Here is a 17120-nt window from a genome sequence, read left to right as displayed (position 1 = left end):
CGCCTTTTTTAAAAAGATTACGCTTGTAAAACTAATTTTTTATTTTTAATAAGTGTAAGGTCATTCATGGCGTCATCAACTTCTGCTGCAATCAATGAAGAAGCAGCACCAACGAACTCAAAATTTCGTGTCCTCACCGCGAGTCTGGTAGGCACTACCATCGAATTCTTCGATTTTTATATTTATGCGACTGCTGCGGTCATTATTTTCCCGTACCTGTTCTTCCCGACCAGTACCGATCCAATGACCGCCACCATTCAGTCTCTGGCCACCTTTGCCATTGCCTTTATTGCCCGCCCGATTGGCGCGGCACTGTTTGGTCACCTCGGTGACCGTATTGGCCGTAAAGCCACCCTGGTCGCTGCGCTGCTGACCATGGGGATTTCCACTGTCGCCATTGGCCTGTTACCCACCTATGCACAAATCGGCATTGCCGCACCGTTACTGCTGGCCCTGTGCCGCTTAGGTCAAGGTCTGGGCTTGGGCGGTGAATGGTCAGGTGCGGTTTTACTGGCCACCGAAAATGCGCCGGAAGGCAAACGTGCCTGGTACGGCATGTTCCCGCAACTGGGTGCTCCAATTGGTTTTATTCTGGCCACCGGTTCCTTCCTGCTGTTAGGCGCGTTCATGAGCGAAGAAGCGTTCATGAGCTGGGGCTGGCGTATTCCTTTTATTTCCAGTGCTTTACTGGTGATTGTTGGTCTGTGGATTCGTTTGAAACTGCATGAAACACCGGCTTTCCAGAACGTTTTAAATAAACAGAAAGAAGTGAATGTACCGTTTAAAGAAGTCATGACCAAACATTGGGGCATGCTGATTTTAGGCACCATTGCCGCGATCTGTACGTTCGTGGTGTTCTATCTGACCACGGTATTCGCGCTCAACTGGGGCACCACCCAACTCGGTTATAGCCGCGCCGACTTTCTGGAATTACAGCTGATTGCTACCCTGTGCTTTGCAGCGTTTATTCCACTCTCAGCAATTTTGGCAGAAAAATTCGGCCGTAAAGCCACGTCTATTGGGGTATGTATTGTATCGGCGCTCTTTGGTCTGGTTTTTGCCAGCATGCTGGAATCTGGCAATACCTTGGTGGTGTTCCTGTTCCTGTGTATTGGTCTGGCGATTATGGGGCTGACCTATGGTCCAATTGGCACCGTTCTGTCAGAAATTTTCCCGACTTCGGTACGTTATACCGGGTCTGCGCTGACCTTTAACCTGGCCGGTATTTTCGGTGCCTCTTTTGCTCCGCTGATTGCCACCAAACTGGCGACCGAATATGGTCTGGCTGCCGTGGGTTATTACCTGACAGCTGCATCTATCTTGTCACTTCTGGCCTTCTTGGCGATTCGTGAAACCAAGCATGATGATGTCAACAGCCAGATTTAAAATGTTCATCTGACTGAAAAAACCAGCGTAGATAACGCTGGTTTTTTTATTTGTGATGCAAAATCATACACAAACACACTATTGCATCTGGCCAAGTTTAGAAACAATAAAAGCTTATCCCCCACCAGCAGGTCATTGTATGGATCGTCTGATTGAAACCCTTCGGGAAGAACAACTGGTGAAAGTCATTTTGTTGCTGGATGATGGCAAACGCCATGAAGCGGTGCAGTACCTCAGAACAGACAGTCATTTGACTGAAGCAGAAGCCCAGCAGCTGATTGATGAACTGATTCGCCAGCACGGTCTGGCCATGGATGCCTCCAAGGGTGAATGTGCCCCCAAACCGATAGACGACATCAGCACACCCTATTTTGATACTGAAGATCCACCGCGCCCGCAGCTGCATACCGAAGCACAAGCCCCGGTCGAAACACCGGCAAATGGCATTGAAGATTTAAACCGGAACAATCACCGCCTGAATATTGGGGTGTTGGTCTTGATTGGCGTCGTGATTCTGATTGCCTTGCTGTGGTGGGTCTTTTAAAACACCTCCCCTTTGGCATTAGCAGAGTTCAATAATATCAATGGTTGGTGGTACCCGAAAACGAAATGGCACACCCACCATTCCAGTACCAACAGTGACAAACACATCGGCATGTTCATGCCGGTACAGGCCTTTTTTATGACCAACAATAGACACGCGTTTCATTACATAATCGGTCAGCCACGGCAATTCCACCTGACCGCCATGGGTATGCCCCGACAGCATTAAGGGATGAGTTGGCAATTTCGGCACCATATCAACCGTATCAGGGTTATGCGACAAAATCAGCCACGGCTTGTCTTGCGGTAAATCCGGCATATAGCGCATATCGGTACGGCCGGACCATAAATCGCCAATCCCAATCAGGCGAAACTCGTCAAATTCGACAATCTGCCCTTCAATATCAATCACATGATTAACCTCAAGCGCATGTTTGAGCAGTTCCTGAATCGGCGGACCAGGATACTGTTCATCATGATTGCCGGTCACAGAATAAATTGGCGCTTTAATCTCTTTTAGTATTGCCAGCTCATCGGCCAGTTTATTTTCCGGCTCATAGGTCCAGTCACCTGCCACCAGCACCATTTCCGGTTCTTCCTGGTTAATCTTGGCGACAATCTGCTTGAGCTGGCGTTCATGCCCGGAAAATAGACCTATATGCAGGTCGGCAATCAGGGCAATTCGGACTGGTCGTTGTAGCGGCTGATCGGGCAGCATCTGATAGCGGGTGGTTTTCACCAAAATCAGATGCGGTTCAATAAAACGCGCATAGACCAGCACACCACTGACCAGCCCGATAAAAATGGCTTCATGCAAGGAGTAATAGCCAATCCAGCCGGCATAAATACTAAAGAAAAACAGCGGAATTAATAAGTAAGACAGATAAAAGGCCAGCAGATGCACAAAGGCTTTAAAGGGATGAATCGTTTCTGTATTGGCCTGACTACGCCATGCCTGCGACACAGCCCAAACTGCCAATATGGCCAGGCCGATATAGAAATACAGTATAATTGATTGGCTATCCCACATAGTTATGCCCGACTCTCCCCCGGCGACTAAATTCGTCCGTTCTTATATTTATCTTTTCACAGCTGGCAATTATACTCAAACCAAATTTTGGACTTGTTTTAGACAATATGATACATCCTGACAAATTTAATTTGCAATCAAATACATACGCGAGAAGTTCTATGTCTTCTTCTACCGCGGCCATGCTGTTGAGTTGCAGTTTAGTGTTGGGAGTCAGTGGCTGTTCAACCCTGCCCAAACAGATTGAATATCCGGTTCAAATGGCTTTTGAAACGCCAACCGAGCATACCCATCTGGCCCAGATTGTATTGCCGCTGCGTGAAAAAAATCCGCAGCTGACCGGTTATCGGGTGCTGTACGATCCGCTGGAAGCCCTGTCAGCACGCTTGTATTTAATTGATAAGGCAGAAGAAACCCTAGACCTGCAATATTATATCTGGGACAACGACAAAATCGGGGCGCTGGCACTACATTCAATTATTCGCGCAGCTGATCGCGGCGTGAAAGTGCGCTTGCTGGTCGATGATAACAATGCCAAGAAAATGGAAGGTATTTATCTGGCGCTGGACCAGCACAGCAATATCGACGTCAAGCTATACAATCCGTACCGCTTCCGTAAATACCGCGCCATGGACATGGTGCTAGATTTAAAACGTATCAACCGGCGCATGCACAATAAAAGCTTTATTGCTGATAACCAGATTGCCCTGATTGGCGGGCGTAATATGAGTAACCAGTATTATAACGTCAGCGACAGCTACCAATTTTCCGATGTCGATGTGATGCTGGTCGGTTCTGCCTCCGATGAAATCATTCACTCCTTTGATGAATACTGGAATGATGATTATGCCTATTCGGTCAAGCAGCTGGTCAATCCACAGCAGCATCATCTGCGTTATGAAAGCCTGAAACAGCAGCTCGAAGACCATTCTGCAGAAGTGGCGGTACAAAATTATCTTGATTTAGCCACACGCTCCCAAGCCATTGAACAGTGGTTTAACCACAAAATCCAGTTTGACTGGGTCAAAGCAGAAGTGGTGAAAGACTCGCCAAGCAAGATTAAAGACCGCGCACCCAAAGAAGAATTACTGAATTTCCAGCTGCTCAGTCATCTGGAAAAACCGACTGAAAGTGTGGATATTATTTCGGCCTATTTTGTGCCGGAAGAATCTGGAGCCGACCGCTTAAAACAGCTGGCCAATGACGGCGTACAGGTGCGGGTACTGACCAATTCCTATAAGGCCAATGACGTTCCGCTGGTACACGCGTTTTATGCCAAATACCGTCAGGACTTACTGGAAAATGATGTCGAGCTGTATGAGTTTTTATATGCACCCGAGGCCGAGCATCTGAACAGCAATACCGAAGAACTGTCGAAAAAAGCCAAAGTCAGCTTAAAAGGCCTGAGCCGTTCCAGCCTGCATGCCAAACTGATGGCACTGGATGAAAAACAGGTCTTTATTGGCTCTTTTAACTTTGACCCGCGTTCGGCCTATTTAAACAGTGAAATTGGCGTATTGCTCAACAGTCCGACGCTGGCGAAATCGGTGCATCAGACCATGGATGCCAATTTATCCAAATATGCCTACCGTCTGGTGCTGGATGCACAAAACAACATTAACTGGCGCGTCGTCAACAGCAAAGGCGAAGAACGCGTATTTGTTAAAGAACCGAAAATGAAATGGTATGAAAAAGCAGCCATGAAAATCATTTCCTGGCTGCCAATTGAAGGCTTTATGTAAACCTGCAACACAGGTTAAAGCTTAAGCACTGGCCTGCTGAATCAGGACTTTTTGATGCAGCTGCTCTAAGCCCTCAATCATCTTGTTTTGAACCAGCGAGGTCAGGCTTTCCACCGTATGCCCTTCTACCGAAATCGGGTTTAGAGCCATTAAATGTGCGGTGACTTTCGGCATTTCCAGCACATTTTTAACATGCTCAATAAAGGTCATTTCATTGATAAACGGCGCTACGGTATCCAGCTCGCCCTGCTGGTTGATATAACAGATCAGGCAGATTTGCACCGGACGCTGCGCTTCAATTGCCGCACCCAATAAACGGCCATGTACTTTTTTAATTTTAGTCCCGTCCGAAGTGGTGGCTTCCGGGAAAAACAGTACCGGCACATCCTGTTTTAAAAACTGGGTAATCTGGTCGCGGATTTTAATTGAATCTCCCGAACCGCGTTTAATAAATAAGGTCCCGCCACCTTTGGCCAACTTTCCAAACACCGGCCATTGCTCAATTTCAGCTTTGGCCAGAAAAAATACCCGTGCGCCAGAACCGAGCACCGGCACATCTAGCCATGACACATGGTTGCTGACCCATAAGGCCGGCTGGGTGGGAATTTCTCCATGCACTTCAACTTCAATATTGAACACCTTGCACAGCTGACGGCAAAAATGCTGCACATAACGGGTATTCTGCGGATTATTCGGCTGCTTATACAAGCTGTGACGATACACCAGATAAAAGCCTTCGCTCACCGCTGCCAGACCGGCAGTGATTTTTTTAGAATAGAGAAAAAATTTGGACAAACTATTCATTGAAGCGGATGAAGATAAAGAAACTTGAGACATAGCATAATCGTGAATTGCGAAAATCACAGCAAGAATTGTTCAGAGAACTGTATTCTATCTTGAAGCAATTGACCAGACATTGATCATAAGCATCGAAAAACTGTCCAGATCGCTCAATTGAAATGCGCTATGCCAATTCTTCTACAGTCTTGCTGTAATGGATAGATCCAGAACGAATCCCTTGATGCAATGATCATCCTGAGGGATCAGATACAACGATCAAACTACCTATCCCCCTCTCACAAAGAGGATGATACTGATTCCAAATTGAGGATTGTGAGGATTCGCCTGCTTTTTGTCATGCTGCTGTAATCATCTTCATCTAGTTCACGCAGCTGGCGCTTTTTGCTCTAGAATAGAATTTTCATGAGGAGAAATGCCCAGGTGCCAGATTACCAGCAACATCAAGGTGGTGAACGCGTTGTGCTCGTGAGCGTCAGCGTACAGATTTTAGAAGACCTTGATGCAGAAGAATTTCATCTGCTTGCAAAATCTGCAGGTGCTGAAGTTTTGCAGCATGTGTTTGCCCAGCGGATTAAACCCGATGCCAAGTTATTTATCGGTTCTGGTAAAGCGGACGAAATTGCTGCGCTGGTTGCAGAACTCGAGGCTGAACTGGTGATTTTCGATCATGCGTTGACGCCGGCACAGGCACGTAATCTTGAAAAAATCATGAAATGCCGTGTGGTCGACCGGACCGAGCTGATTCTGGATATTTTCGCCCAGCGCGCCCGGACCTATGAAGGGAAATTGCAGGTCGAGCTGGCACAATTGCATCACCTCTCCTCACGCCTGATTCGTAGCCGCGGCAATCTGGACAGTCAAAAAGGCGGGATTGGTTTACGTGGTCCGGGTGAAACCTTGCTGGAAACCGACCGCCGCCTGTTAAGAATTCGTATGGGCCAGCTGAAAGCCAAACTGGATAAAGTCCGCCAGACCCGTATGCAGGGTCGTGTGGCCCGTCAAAAAGCCGCCGTTCCTACCGTATCACTGGTTGGCTATACCAATGCCGGCAAATCGACGCTGTTTAATATTCTGGCCAATAGCGATGTCTACGCCGCCGATCAGCTCTTTGCTACGCTCGACCCGACCTTACGCCGGCTGGAATGGGATGGGATTGGTACGCTGGTGCTGGCCGATACCGTGGGTTTTGTCCGTAATCTCTCGCACTCGCTGGTGGAATCATTTAAGGCCACGCTGGAAGAAACTCTGGAAGCGACCTTGTTGCTGCATGTGATTGATTCCAGCAGTCCGGACATGCTGGAACAGATTGAAGCAGTTGAGCGCGTCCTGAAAGAAATTGGCGCAGATGTGCCGGTGCTCAGGGTTTATAACAAAATCGACTGCACCGGCGAGCAAGCCAAAATTGTCTATGCCAAGCCACATCAGCCGGAGCGGGTTTATATTTCTGCGCATTCCGGTCAGGGACTGGAGCTGTTACGTCAGGCCGTGCATGAATGTCTGATGGGCCAGATTCAAAGTTTTGATGTGGTGTTAAAACCGGCCTATGGCAAATTACGCAACCAGTTTTATGAACTGAATGTAATCCAGTCCGAGCACTATGATGAGCAGGGACAACTGAATCTGCGCGTAAATATGGCCCCGGCCAAACTGGAACAGATGATCCGTCAGGCGCACTTGCCGCTGGACGAAATTCTGGGTGCCAAGGCTCAGCAATTTAAACGGCCTTTAGAAGAATTTGAAATTGATGATGAGATCAGTTAAAACTTGAACAGTAAAATATGACCGACTGATAAAAAATGAACAGGCTTAAACGTATCGACTGGCCAGCTTGGATTGGCACACTGCTCTTAATTATTGTATTTCGTGAAACAGCCGTCTGGATTGCGACCTATTTCAACCATCCTGAACTGGGCAACCTGATGGGTTTACTCAGCCTGCTGGTGGTGCTTTTCCTGTGGCGCCGACTGCATAAAATTCCAGCCCGGATTGTCGATACCAACAATAAAATCATGAAAGAAAGTGCGTTTGCCTTTTTACCGATTAGTGCCGGCTCACTGCTGATGCTGACCCATATGGGCAATAAAATTCCGGCTTTTCTGGTGGTGCTGTTTCTCAGCACCCTACTGCCGTTATGGCTGTATGCCAAAATGGCCAAACGCTGGCTCTAGGAGATTAAAACATGCTCGCAATTGTTTATGGCTTTTTAATCACCCTGGTGGCCTATCTGCTTGCCAAACCCTGTAACCAGAAACTGCCGCAAATTCCGGTCATTGTCTTTGGCATGATTTTTATTGTGCTGTTGCTGTATGTATTTGGCATTCCCTATGAAGATTATATGGCACAGGTCAATCCGCTGTTTAACCATCTGCTGGGTTATGTGACTGTGGCACTGGCAATTCCGCTGGCGGCCATGCGCTATGATGATCTGCCACTCAAAGCTATTTTGGGTATTTTGCTGTTTGCCAGCATCAGTGCCGTAGCCTTGCCAATGGGACTGGCCTATCTCTTACATATGGCCGGGGATGACATCATGGCATTTGCCACCCGTGCCGTGACCACACCCATTGCCATCAATATTGCCACCCTGCTGGAAGCGCCGGTCAGTCTGGCCATTCTGATTGTGATTTTATCTGGGGTGATTGGTGCCGCTTTCTCGCCGCTGCTGCTGCGTCATATTAATGATGAGCGCGCCTCAGGACTGGCCTTAGGCCTTGCTGCTCATGCAATTGGCACAGCGCAAGCCTGGCAACGCGGTAGTGTGGCCGGTCGTTATGCTGCTTTTGGGATGGCGGTGAATGCTGTATTTACCGCAGTCTGGCTGCCAACATTTATACTCTTTATTCAAAAAATGTGACTCAAGAATCAATATTTACATCTTGTGTTGATGAAAAAATATTCTTAAGATGAAAATTGAATTTTTTGAAGTGTATTAAAGGGATAGAAACATGGGGAAATTTAAATATACAGTGGCACTTCTGGCAGCCACATTCAGTGCCGGCGTTTTCGCGGAAGATCTCTCCGGTACCTGGCGCAATATTGATGATAAAACCGGTTCATCCAAAGCCATTTTAGAGATTCGTCAAGAAGCTAATGGCACTTATACCGCTAAAATCGTCAAAGTAACGCCACGTCCGGGTTACACAGCAAAAGAAACCTGTGTCAACTGCCCTGCGCCTTATACCAATCAGCCCATTTTAGGCATGGATGTACTAAAAGGACTGGCGTATAAGGGCAAACTCAACTATAGCGGCGGCAAGATTATTGATCCGCTGTCTGGCAATATTTACAGTACCAAAGCTAAACTGAGCAGCAACGGTAAACGTCTAACCCTCAGAGGTTATGTCGGTGTATCGGCCTTAGGACGCAGCCAAACTTGGATTAAAAGCGAATAATTAATCACTTCTCTTTTCACATAAAATGCCACACGTTCGTGGCATTTTTTATTGGTTTTTCTGCATCTTAGTTGCAACTTTAAGATTAATTACCTCTCAAATCGCTTGACTCCTTCCACAACTCGCTTTATACCTTGAATTAACCTCTGTGATAACTTTCGACAATCAAAGGAACTGATATGAAGAAAAATGTATTGATGGGCGCATTTGCAAGCTTCATCTTCAGTGGCTCAGCGTTTGCATCAGACCTAACGGGTATCTGGCAAAGTATTGATGACAAAACAGGCTCACCTAAAGCACTTATTGAAATTACCCAAGCTGAAAATGGCAGCTTTACAGGTAAAATTATTAAAGTCACACCAAGACCAGGCTATACTCCAAAAACTATGTGTGTGAATTGTCCTGCACCTTATACCAACAAACCTTTGGTGGGTTTGGAAGTTATTCATGGCTTAAAGCATGTGGAAAATAACAACTATGCCGATGGACGTATTTTAGATCCACTTACAGGCAAAATGTATAGCCTGAAAGGCCGTTTAGCGTCTAATAATAAACGTCTAACTTTACGTGGTTACGTCGGAATTTCAGCCATTGGTCGGACACAAACGTGGATTCGCCAACAATAAGCGAGTAATTGTGTCGCATCGGTCATTTTTTCTAGATACTCGGGACTTTGTGTCAGTCAATTCACAGATTAGACTAGCCGCAAAGACCGAGTAAGGGAAATAAAATGATTCAGAAATTGGCTTTAGGAATAGCCGTCATCTTCGGCAGTCTAAGCACTTTGGCGATGGCACAAGATTTAGCAGGGACTTGGCAACAAATTGATGATAAAACAGGCTCACCTAAAGCTGTCATCGAAATTCGTAAAGAAGCCAATCAAACCTATACGGGTAAAATTATTAAAGTAACTCCACGTCCAGGTTATACCCCACGTGAACTTTGTAATAAGTGTCCTGCGCCTTATACTGACCAACCTATTTTAGGGATGGATATTTTAAAAGGCTTAAAACAGATCAAAGACAGCAATAATTACGAAAAAGGACGCGTAATTGATCCATTGGCAGGTCGTATTTACGATGCAAAAATCCGCCTCAACTCGACAGGTAAGCGTTTGACTTTGCGCGCTTATATGGGGGTGTCTACACTAGGGCGCAGCCAAACTTGGATTCGAATTCAATAAAATTCAAAAAAACAGCCACTTTAATAGGTGGCTGTTTTCATTTCGACATCACATTTTTAAATTATAAAGATAAAATATTGTTACCATTCTTCCAGTGGATTATCCACTGTAAACAATTGCTGGTCTTCCAAACGATAAGCCACCAGTTGATGCCCCCAGACACAGCCCCCATCGACATTCTGAATCTGGGCGGAAATAGTTTTGCCTTGCAGCGCGGCCCAGTGCCCAAAAATAATCTGATGCGTTTCAGCTGCAGCCGAAACATATTCAAACCACGGTTTAAAGCCGGCCGGCATCGGATCGTCCAGACTGTCTTTAAAACTGAACTCCAGGCGTCCTTCTGCATCGGTCAGGCGCATGCGGGTTAGATAGTTGACGATACAGCGTAAGCGTTCATTGCCTTGCAAATCATCTGACCAGAGGGCTGGCTCTTTGCCAAACATCTCGGCCAGAAAATGATCCATCACCGCAAAATCGTCATGCTGAATCACCGCTTCGACTTCTTTGGCCAGCGCCTGAGTTTTTTCCGCACTCCACAAATGCGGAATACCGGCATGGGTAATGATGGTCGATTCATTCGGACAGACACATAACGGCTGCTTGCGTAACCAGTCAATCAATTCATCGCTGTCAATGGCATCAATCACATCGCGGGTCTGGTCTTTGTCTTTAATCTCTTTCAGGCCACGTGCACCAGCCAGCAAAGTCAGGTCATGATTGCCCAGCACTGTGGTCGCAACACCACGATCAGCCAGCTTTTTGACAAAGCGCAACACGCCAAGCGAGTTTTCACCACGTGCCACCAGATCACCGGCAAACCAGATAAAGTCCTGATCCGGATCAAAGCGGATTTCCTTGAGCAAGGCTTTCAGGGCTTCAAAACAGCCCTGTACATCGCCAATCACATAGTTATAACGTGCCATCGTTGTTTTACACCACCATTTGATCTGCCAAAGCCACAAATTCGGCCAGGGTCAGGGTTTCTGGACGTGCCATCGGATCAACACCGGCTTTTTCAAAACCATCTTCTGCCAGCATGCCTTTTAAGCTATTGCGCAAGGTTTTACGACGCTGGGTAAACACATGCGAAACCAGACGTGATAAAGCCTTTTCATTTTTTGCCACAATCGGTTTCACCTCATACGGCTCTAAACGAAACACCGCAGAAGTCACTTTTGGTGGCGGGTTAAAAGAGCCCGGTGGCACTTCAAACAGGAAAGTTGGTTTGCAGTAATACTGAATCATCACCGACAAACGGCCGTATTCTTTGGTATTTGGCGCAGCAGTAATCCGGTCGACCACTTCTTTTTGCAGCATGAAGTGCATGTCTTTGACTTTGTCACCAAACTCCAGGAGATGGAACAACAGTGGGGTCGAAATGTTATACGGCAGGTTACCCACCACACGGAGTGGACGGTCATCTTCAAACAGATTGCTAAAATCATATTTCAGCGCATCGGTTTCAATAATGGTTAAACGTTCCGGATGTGGCACACGCCCCGGCAAACCGGCAGCCAGATCACGGTCCAGTTCCACCACGGTCAAGGCATCACATTCACCAATTAATGGTGAAGTTAAGGCCGCCAGACCCGGGCCAATTTCAACAATATTATCGCCCGGACGCGGATTGACCGAGCGTACAATTTTCGCAATCACACGTTGGTCATGTAAAAAGTTTTGACCAAAACGCTTGCGCGTGTGGTGCCCTTCATCTTTCGGGTTTAAGGCATTAATCTGATACATAAAGATTTCCAACGTGTAATAAAGACAAGATCAGTGACGCGCTAAATCCAGCGCCAAATCAACAGCCACATTCAGGCTTGAGCTTTTCGCAAGACCGCTGCCTGCGAGGGAGAGTGCTGTGCCATGATCAACTGAAGTGCGAATAAACGGCAAGCCCAAAGTAATATTGATGGCTTCACCAAATCCTTGCGATTTTAGCACAGGTAAGCCCTGATCGTGATACATCGCCAGAACCGCATCGGCATCTTTTAGGTTTTCCGGAGTAAATAAGGTATCAGCCGGCAGGCTTAAACTCATCTGGATGCCCTGCGCGCGATAGCTTTCCAGCACCGGATTAATCACCTCAATTTCTTCCATGCCCAAATAACCGCCCTCACCGGCATGCGGATTTAAACCACAGACCAGAATATTCGGCTGCTCAATTTTAAATTTGGATTTTAAATCGTGGATGAGAATATCAATCACCTGATGCAGACGTTCAGCGGTAATCGCATCAGCCACTGCACGCAGCGGTAAATGCGTAGTGGCCAGGGCCACTCTTAGGGTTTTGGTGGCCAGCATCATCACCACGCGCGGCACGCCCGCAAACTCCTGGTAATATTCGGTATGGCCACTAAAGGCTATACCAGCGTCATTGATGACTGACTTCTGTACCGGCGCAGTCGCTACCCCGACACTTTTGCCTGACATGGCATAATCGGCCGAACGACGTAGCTGTTCCAACACATAAGCGGCATTTTGCGGATTCAGCTCGCCCATCACCACAGCTTGCTGTAAAGGCACATGCTCGACATAGAGCTGCCCTTTTTCTGAAGAAGCAGTTTGCCCGCTGTATTCAATCAGTTCTACCGGCATCTTCAACACTTGCGCACGCTGGGCCAGCATGGCCAGATCGGCCAGAACCACAACGGGACGCTCATCTACACTGTCGGCAAGATGCAGACAAATATCCGGGCCAATGCCGGCAGGTTCACCACTGGTCACATATAAAGGCAGCATGATTGATCCTAAACAATAAGGCATCTCCCATTATAAGCAGACTTTGACCGCAGCGGCCGTGAATTCTGCTGAAGATTCGGGCAGATTGGCCGGTTTTGGGGCAATCTAAACTGCTTTTGAAGGCGGATATTTAGCTGAAAGTTGATCAGTACTAGGCACGGCAGATGGATGTTCTTGGCAAGTCTTTTCTTTTCTCAGGATTTTGATTAAAATACAGCGCTTGAAATTTTATATTTTCATTGTGGTTCTCGACAATTTCGTTTAGAATCTCGTCTCCTTTTTGTTTGGACTGATTCACCGTCCAAACCAACTATAATAGGTAGTGGTTTAATGAAAACTCTCAGCGCTAAGCCAGCTGAAGTTCAACACGACTGGTACGTTGTTGATGCTTCTGGCAAAACTTTAGGTCGTCTTGCGACTGAAATCGCTCGTCGTTTACGCGGTAAGCATAAGACTTCTTATACTCCTCACGTTGACACTGGTGACTACATCGTTGTTATCAACGCTGAACAAGTTCAAGTAACTGGTAACAAGTCACTTGACAAAAAATACTATCGCCACACTGAATTCCCAGGCGGTTTAAAAGAAACTAACTTTGAAAAGTTAGTTGCTCACAAACCTGAAGAAATCTTCCAACGCGCTGTGAAAGGCATGTTGCCAAAAGGTCCTCTTGGTTATGCAATGATCAAGAAAATGAAAGTGTACGCTGGTAGCGAGCATCCTCATACTGCTCAACAGCCACAAGTTTTGGATATCTAAGGGATACAGCACATGGCTACTAACTATGGTACAGGTCGCCGTAAGACCGCAACTGCACGTGTTTTCTTATCTGCTGGTACTGGTAAACTCGTGATCAACAACCGTTCATTAGAGCAATATTTCGGTCGTGAAACTGCTCGTATGGTTGTTCGTCAACCTTTAGAGCTTCTTGAAGCAACTGAAAAATATGACCTTTACATCACTGTTGCTGGTGGTGGTATCGGTGGTCAAGCAGGCGCGATCCGTCACGGTATTACTCGTGCATTAATCGCTTCTGACGAGACTTTAAAACCTGCTCTTCGTCAAGCTGGTTTCGTTACTCGTGACGCTCGTGAAGTTGAACGTAAGAAACTTGGTTTACGTAAAGCACGTAAACGTCCTCAATTCTCTAAACGTTAATTCGTTTACCGAGTTGGACAAAAAGCCTTGGTTTATCCAAGGCTTTTTTATTGGCTGTTATTTTAAAGATAAAGGAATTTATTGTTCAGGTACATCTTTACCCCAACTGCCCTCATGCAGCCAGAAGGCCTTGCTGAAATAATAGTTCACTACCCCAATTCCTAAGCAGAACATCAGAAACACAAGTTTTATCATCATACTGCGCCGCTCCTGTTATTTTTTTATAATCTAACCCATTTTCACCCGATTCATCCTTTTTCGCTTCGTGCTTTTTAGGTTGAATTTTAGTATCCTAACTGATTCATTTTGCTGCTTACTGATTTATGTCCTTGGAAAATACACCGCTACAGGGAATTACACTATACAGTCATGCAGACGATTTCCGCTCGCACTGGATTCGCCTGGTACTGGCTGAGAAGAATATTAAATATCATCTGGTCCTGGTCGACCATGAAGATGAAGATTTAGCCAGCCTGAATCCTTATAATCGCTTACCCATGCTGGTAGAGCAAGATTTAAAACTGTTCCATGCCCCAATTATTTCCGAATATGTTGATGACCGCTACCGGCAAAACAAGCTCTATGCCGATGCACCAGCACCCCGCGCAGAGCAGCGCCAATACATCTGGCGTTTTGAGCAGGACTGGCTAAAGCTGGCCGATATCCTGCTTTGCCATGAAGATACCCTGAATAGCGCAGCACAGGCCAAGGCACAAAAGCAGCTTCGTGATACACTGGTCTCACTCACACCATTATTTCAGCATTTCCCTTATTTTATGGCGGAAAATTTTGGCATCCTGGATTGTATGCTGGCCCCAATTTTCCTGCGCCTGAAAGCCATGGGCATTGAACTGCCAAAACAGCATTGCCGCCCGATTCATTTATATTGCCAGCGAATTTTTAGTCGCCCTGCATTTGTAAAATCCTTAACCGTGCAGGAAAAAAACCGCTATAGCGAATTTTTAATAAATAAGTAGAGAGTAGATATGTCTGAACAGGAACTCAACTTAAGCCCAACCCGTCCCTATCTGGTGCGTGCCATTTATGAATGGATTTGCGACAACCAGCTTACACCGCATATTCTGGTCGATGCCACCCAACCCAACACCATGGTGCCAGAGCAGTTCATTCAGGATGGCCAGATTGTGTTAAATATCGTGCCACATGCAGTCCATGGCTTGCACATCTCCAATGATGCCATCAGCTTTTCGGCGCGCTTTGGTGGCGTAGCACGCGATATTTATGTACCCATTGCTGCAGTTTTGGGGATTTATGCTCGCGAAAATGGCCAGGGTTTATTCTTTGATCCAAGTGAATATGAACATATCCAAAATGATCCAAATGCTTTAAAATCAAGCACAGAGGAACAAACTGAAACACCAAAGAAAAAACCAAGCCTAAGATTATTAGATTAAAAAAGAAATAGGAGTAAATGCATGGCTTTTGATTTAGTACAATACTTTAGCGATCAGGTTAAAATTCAAAAGCCTCAGCTTTTGCAGCAGTACGATGCTGATAGCCGCAATGCATATATCCAGGAACTCAATGCGCTAACTCTAGGCAAACTGATTCGTCTGTGGCGCGAAGATGACAATAAGCTCTATCAGGAAATCAAGACCCTCGATCCGCTGTATATTCAGGAAGTGTCCCGTCATCTGACCACTTCGGTACACAACCAGTCTGAACTGCCTAAGCCAGAACTCGAACACAGTATTAGCGAAATTTTAAGCCTGCAACTGACCGAATTAAAACAGCTGGATGAAACCGGTAACTTTGGCAGCAACGGCTTAAAAGAGCTGTTACAGGGTCAAATTGAACATCTGTCAGGTCAGGCGGATGATTGGGTTTGGTCAACAAACGAGCTAACAGAGTTAAAGGGCTCTAAACCCCTTCCCCAAGAAGAGCTATCATTAGATGATACGATGAAGGAGTTTAATCAAATGTTACATCAACAAGCCGATCATGCACCGGTAGAAAGCACAGTCGCAGCAGAACCGACTGTTCCAGGCTGGGCCAAAGTTCTGGAACCAGTCGTAGCGATCGCGATTCTATGGATTCTATATTGCGCAGCAAGCCAAATGTTTGCTTAAGCAGTCTGATTCCAAACCGCCTGACATAGGCGGTTTTTTATGGCTGAAATTTTCCAATAAATAGTTCAGTCTCCTTGTACGTTTTGGCTTACATTGAATGAAGATAATTGAGGCTAGGCGTACACACAGAATTTTCGTATTCTAAATTCATCAGGAAACAGGATGTTTCCCAAACGGAAAACAACAATAATAAGTTTGTACACCAGGATCGTGAGGTGTGACAGGAGTTATACCTAAAGCACGAAATACGAAGAAACCCCGTCAGGATGATGGGGTTTCTTTTTATCTATTCTTTATTTTCTACAGCAACTCTACCATTACACTCACTACGAAAATAAATACCGTTCAACTTGCTAGATGGTGAAGGTATGATCTTGAGATGAGATTCTTACTTACCCCCTATCTCCCCTTTGAAGAAGACTTAAAGGACGTATTAAAGCATGCTGCTACGGCAGTTCAATGAGCCTTAGAGATGGTTTAGGGAGCATAATAAAAACTCATATTCCCTGTAGATAAGCCTGCAATAAACGCATATTCAACATAAAACTCTGTCATGTTGAATACATATAACACGGTACACACCAAGCCAAAGACCACTAATCCAGACATTACGGGTGCTGCCTTATACTCTGCATGCTTATATATTGGGGTTTGTACAATAGAATAATGTAATTTTTTTCGATTAATATAAAAGCGATTAAAAAGCGGTAAACGGATAATCAATATATGCATCAGCACAATTCCGAGAATCCAATGTATTACCACCATCCAGTAGTTCAATAATATATGCTCAGGATACATACCAATAGCCACGAAAATGACTGAAATGCAAATATTTAACAGCAAATAGCGGGGATAAAATTTTCTATACATGGGTTATTTTTTGATAATTTTATTTATATTGAAGCACTATAGCTTTATTAAAAGCATAAAAAAATCCCCCTGCTATTTAAGCTAGGGGGATTTTGAATTAATGAGCTGGCGATGACTTACTCTCACATGGGTAACCCCACACTACCATCAGCGCTAAGAGGTTTCACTTCTGAGTTCGGG

At 45.8% G+C, this 17120-nt stretch carries 19 protein-coding genes; 14 read left to right on the top strand and 5 right to left on the bottom strand.

The window, feature by feature from the left end:
* Window positions 1-66: 66 nt before the first annotated feature.
* Both FTT64_RS11210 and FTT64_RS11205 read left to right on the top strand, forming a co-directional pair.
* The gene (locus tag FTT64_RS11210; protein ID WP_104490129.1) at window positions 67-1386 is read left to right on the top strand and encodes an MFS transporter; all 1320 of its coding nucleotides are present in this window, start codon (window positions 67-69) and stop codon (window positions 1384-1386) included.
* Between the two features lie 139 nt (window positions 1387-1525).
* Complete coding sequence (locus FTT64_RS11205; RefSeq protein WP_016659804.1) at window positions 1526-1930, top strand: hypothetical protein; 405 nt, start codon at window positions 1526-1528, stop codon at window positions 1928-1930.
* An 18-nt stretch (window positions 1931-1948) separates the two neighbouring features.
* Here the strand turns inward: FTT64_RS11205 and FTT64_RS11200 are convergent, their stop codons facing one another.
* Window positions 1949-2959: a metallophosphoesterase gene (locus FTT64_RS11200; protein ID WP_104470660.1), complete on the bottom strand. Its 1011-nt coding sequence runs from the start codon at window positions 2957-2959 to the stop codon at window positions 1949-1951.
* 161 nt (window positions 2960-3120) lie between these two features.
* Here FTT64_RS11200 and FTT64_RS11195 point away from each other — a divergent pair, with 161 nt between their 5' ends.
* Window positions 3121-4701, top strand: a complete 1581-nt coding sequence (locus FTT64_RS11195; protein ID WP_227554591.1) for a phospholipase D family protein — start codon at window positions 3121-3123, stop codon at window positions 4699-4701.
* Window positions 4702-4722: 21 nt separating this feature from the next.
* Here FTT64_RS11195 and FTT64_RS11190 read toward each other — a convergent pair whose 3' ends face one another.
* The gene (locus tag FTT64_RS11190) at window positions 4723-5538 is read right to left on the bottom strand and encodes a 1-acyl-sn-glycerol-3-phosphate acyltransferase (RefSeq protein ID WP_034597361.1); all 816 of its coding nucleotides are present in this window, start codon (window positions 5536-5538) and stop codon (window positions 4723-4725) included.
* 366 nt (window positions 5539-5904) lie between these two features.
* Here FTT64_RS11190 and hflX point away from each other — a divergent pair, with 366 nt between their 5' ends.
* The 6 genes from hflX to FTT64_RS11160 all read left to right on the top strand — a co-directional run bounded on the left by hflX (window position 5905) and on the right by FTT64_RS11160 (window position 10077).
* On the top strand, window positions 5905-7263 hold the full coding sequence (gene hflX / locus FTT64_RS11185) for a ribosome rescue GTPase HflX (RefSeq protein WP_034597358.1): 1359 nt from the start codon (window positions 5905-5907) through the stop codon (window positions 7261-7263).
* A gap of 35 nt (window positions 7264-7298) precedes the next feature.
* Window positions 7299-7670: a hypothetical protein gene (locus FTT64_RS11180; protein WP_045794996.1), complete on the top strand. Its 372-nt coding sequence runs from the start codon at window positions 7299-7301 to the stop codon at window positions 7668-7670.
* 11 nt (window positions 7671-7681) lie between these two features.
* Window positions 7682-8356, top strand: a complete 675-nt coding sequence (locus FTT64_RS11175) for an LrgB family protein (protein ID WP_016659801.1) — start codon at window positions 7682-7684, stop codon at window positions 8354-8356.
* A 91-nt stretch (window positions 8357-8447) separates the two neighbouring features.
* Window positions 8448-8894, top strand: a complete 447-nt coding sequence (locus FTT64_RS11170; protein ID WP_005175751.1) for a DUF2147 domain-containing protein — start codon at window positions 8448-8450, stop codon at window positions 8892-8894.
* 179 nt (window positions 8895-9073) lie between these two features.
* The gene (locus FTT64_RS11165) at window positions 9074-9520 is read left to right on the top strand and encodes a DUF2147 domain-containing protein (RefSeq protein ID WP_005175748.1); all 447 of its coding nucleotides are present in this window, start codon (window positions 9074-9076) and stop codon (window positions 9518-9520) included.
* 104 nt (window positions 9521-9624) lie between these two features.
* Window positions 9625-10077 (top strand): DUF2147 domain-containing protein, encoded by a 453-nt coding sequence (locus tag FTT64_RS11160; RefSeq protein WP_005175746.1) that lies wholly within the window; start codon window positions 9625-9627, stop codon window positions 10075-10077.
* Window positions 10078-10157: 80 nt separating this feature from the next.
* Here the strand turns inward: FTT64_RS11160 and FTT64_RS11155 are convergent, their stop codons facing one another.
* Genes FTT64_RS11155 through pdxA form a run of 3 tightly spaced genes read right to left on the bottom strand, consistent with a single transcriptional unit; the run spans window position 10158 to window position 12819 of the window.
* The gene (locus tag FTT64_RS11155) at window positions 10158-11000 is read right to left on the bottom strand and encodes a symmetrical bis(5'-nucleosyl)-tetraphosphatase (protein ID WP_005175740.1); all 843 of its coding nucleotides are present in this window, start codon (window positions 10998-11000) and stop codon (window positions 10158-10160) included.
* Window positions 11001-11007: 7 nt separating this feature from the next.
* Window positions 11008-11820, bottom strand: a complete 813-nt coding sequence (rsmA, locus tag FTT64_RS11150) for a 16S rRNA (adenine(1518)-N(6)/adenine(1519)-N(6))-dimethyltransferase RsmA (RefSeq protein WP_005175739.1) — start codon at window positions 11818-11820, stop codon at window positions 11008-11010.
* 30 nt (window positions 11821-11850) lie between these two features.
* A complete protein-coding gene (pdxA, locus tag FTT64_RS11145; RefSeq protein WP_127800331.1) occupies window positions 11851-12819 on the bottom strand; it encodes a 4-hydroxythreonine-4-phosphate dehydrogenase PdxA in 969 nt (322 codons plus the stop codon).
* 330 nt (window positions 12820-13149) lie between these two features.
* On the opposite strand from pdxA, the gene rplM reads away from it, so the two are divergent.
* From rplM to FTT64_RS11120, 5 genes are all read left to right on the top strand, one after another.
* Window positions 13150-13578: a 50S ribosomal protein L13 gene (rplM, locus tag FTT64_RS11140; protein ID WP_004857442.1), complete on the top strand. Its 429-nt coding sequence runs from the start codon at window positions 13150-13152 to the stop codon at window positions 13576-13578.
* 12 nt (window positions 13579-13590) lie between these two features.
* The gene (gene rpsI, locus FTT64_RS11135; protein ID WP_004785251.1) at window positions 13591-13977 is read left to right on the top strand and encodes a 30S ribosomal protein S9; all 387 of its coding nucleotides are present in this window, start codon (window positions 13591-13593) and stop codon (window positions 13975-13977) included.
* A gap of 323 nt (window positions 13978-14300) precedes the next feature.
* Complete coding sequence (locus FTT64_RS11130; protein ID WP_104470663.1) at window positions 14301-14954, top strand: glutathione S-transferase N-terminal domain-containing protein; 654 nt, start codon at window positions 14301-14303, stop codon at window positions 14952-14954.
* Between the two features lie 9 nt (window positions 14955-14963).
* Window positions 14964-15392, top strand: a complete 429-nt coding sequence (locus tag FTT64_RS11125) for a ClpXP protease specificity-enhancing factor (RefSeq protein ID WP_005175725.1) — start codon at window positions 14964-14966, stop codon at window positions 15390-15392.
* 21 nt (window positions 15393-15413) lie between these two features.
* Entirely contained in the window at window positions 15414-16067 is a 654-nt protein-coding gene (locus FTT64_RS11120) for a hypothetical protein (RefSeq protein ID WP_104470664.1), read from the top strand.
* Window positions 16068-17120: the final 1053 nt, after the last annotated feature.

Source organism: Acinetobacter sp. Q186-3 (assembly GCF_013420655.1).
Lineage (GTDB): Bacteria > Pseudomonadota > Gammaproteobacteria > Pseudomonadales > Moraxellaceae > Acinetobacter > Acinetobacter indicus.
This window is presented reverse-complemented; position numbering and strand designations above follow the sequence as displayed.

What these genes read in the sequence shown, in the direction of transcription:
- FTT64_RS11210 (WP_104490129.1), top strand. Translation starts at nt 67, where the DNA reads ATGGCGTCATCAACTTCTGCTGCAATCAATGAAGAAGCAGCACCAACG.
- FTT64_RS11205 (WP_016659804.1), top strand. Translation starts at nt 1,526, where the DNA reads ATGGATCGTCTGATTGAAACCCTTCGGGAAGAACAACTGGTGAAAGTC.
- FTT64_RS11200 (WP_104470660.1), bottom strand. Translation starts at nt 2,959, where the DNA reads ATGTGGGATAGCCAATCAATTATACTGTATTTCTATATCGGCCTGGCC.
- FTT64_RS11195 (WP_227554591.1), top strand. Translation starts at nt 3,121, where the DNA reads ATGTCTTCTTCTACCGCGGCCATGCTGTTGAGTTGCAGTTTAGTGTTG.
- FTT64_RS11190 (WP_034597361.1), bottom strand. Translation starts at nt 5,538, where the DNA reads ATGTCTCAAGTTTCTTTATCTTCATCCGCTTCAATGAATAGTTTGTCC.
- hflX (WP_034597358.1), top strand. Translation starts at nt 5,905, where the DNA reads ATGAGGAGAAATGCCCAGGTGCCAGATTACCAGCAACATCAAGGTGGT.
- FTT64_RS11180 (WP_045794996.1), top strand. Translation starts at nt 7,299, where the DNA reads ATGAACAGGCTTAAACGTATCGACTGGCCAGCTTGGATTGGCACACTG.
- FTT64_RS11175 (WP_016659801.1), top strand. Translation starts at nt 7,682, where the DNA reads ATGCTCGCAATTGTTTATGGCTTTTTAATCACCCTGGTGGCCTATCTG.
- FTT64_RS11170 (WP_005175751.1), top strand. Translation starts at nt 8,448, where the DNA reads ATGGGGAAATTTAAATATACAGTGGCACTTCTGGCAGCCACATTCAGT.
- FTT64_RS11165 (WP_005175748.1), top strand. Translation starts at nt 9,074, where the DNA reads ATGAAGAAAAATGTATTGATGGGCGCATTTGCAAGCTTCATCTTCAGT.
- FTT64_RS11160 (WP_005175746.1), top strand. Translation starts at nt 9,625, where the DNA reads ATGATTCAGAAATTGGCTTTAGGAATAGCCGTCATCTTCGGCAGTCTA.
- FTT64_RS11155 (WP_005175740.1), bottom strand. Translation starts at nt 11,000, where the DNA reads ATGGCACGTTATAACTATGTGATTGGCGATGTACAGGGCTGTTTTGAA.
- rsmA (WP_005175739.1), bottom strand. Translation starts at nt 11,820, where the DNA reads ATGTATCAGATTAATGCCTTAAACCCGAAAGATGAAGGGCACCACACG.
- pdxA (WP_127800331.1), bottom strand. Translation starts at nt 12,819, where the DNA reads ATGCTGCCTTTATATGTGACCAGTGGTGAACCTGCCGGCATTGGCCCG.
- rplM (WP_004857442.1), top strand. Translation starts at nt 13,150, where the DNA reads ATGAAAACTCTCAGCGCTAAGCCAGCTGAAGTTCAACACGACTGGTAC.
- rpsI (WP_004785251.1), top strand. Translation starts at nt 13,591, where the DNA reads ATGGCTACTAACTATGGTACAGGTCGCCGTAAGACCGCAACTGCACGT.
- FTT64_RS11130 (WP_104470663.1), top strand. Translation starts at nt 14,301, where the DNA reads ATGTCCTTGGAAAATACACCGCTACAGGGAATTACACTATACAGTCAT.
- FTT64_RS11125 (WP_005175725.1), top strand. Translation starts at nt 14,964, where the DNA reads ATGTCTGAACAGGAACTCAACTTAAGCCCAACCCGTCCCTATCTGGTG.
- FTT64_RS11120 (WP_104470664.1), top strand. Translation starts at nt 15,414, where the DNA reads ATGGCTTTTGATTTAGTACAATACTTTAGCGATCAGGTTAAAATTCAA.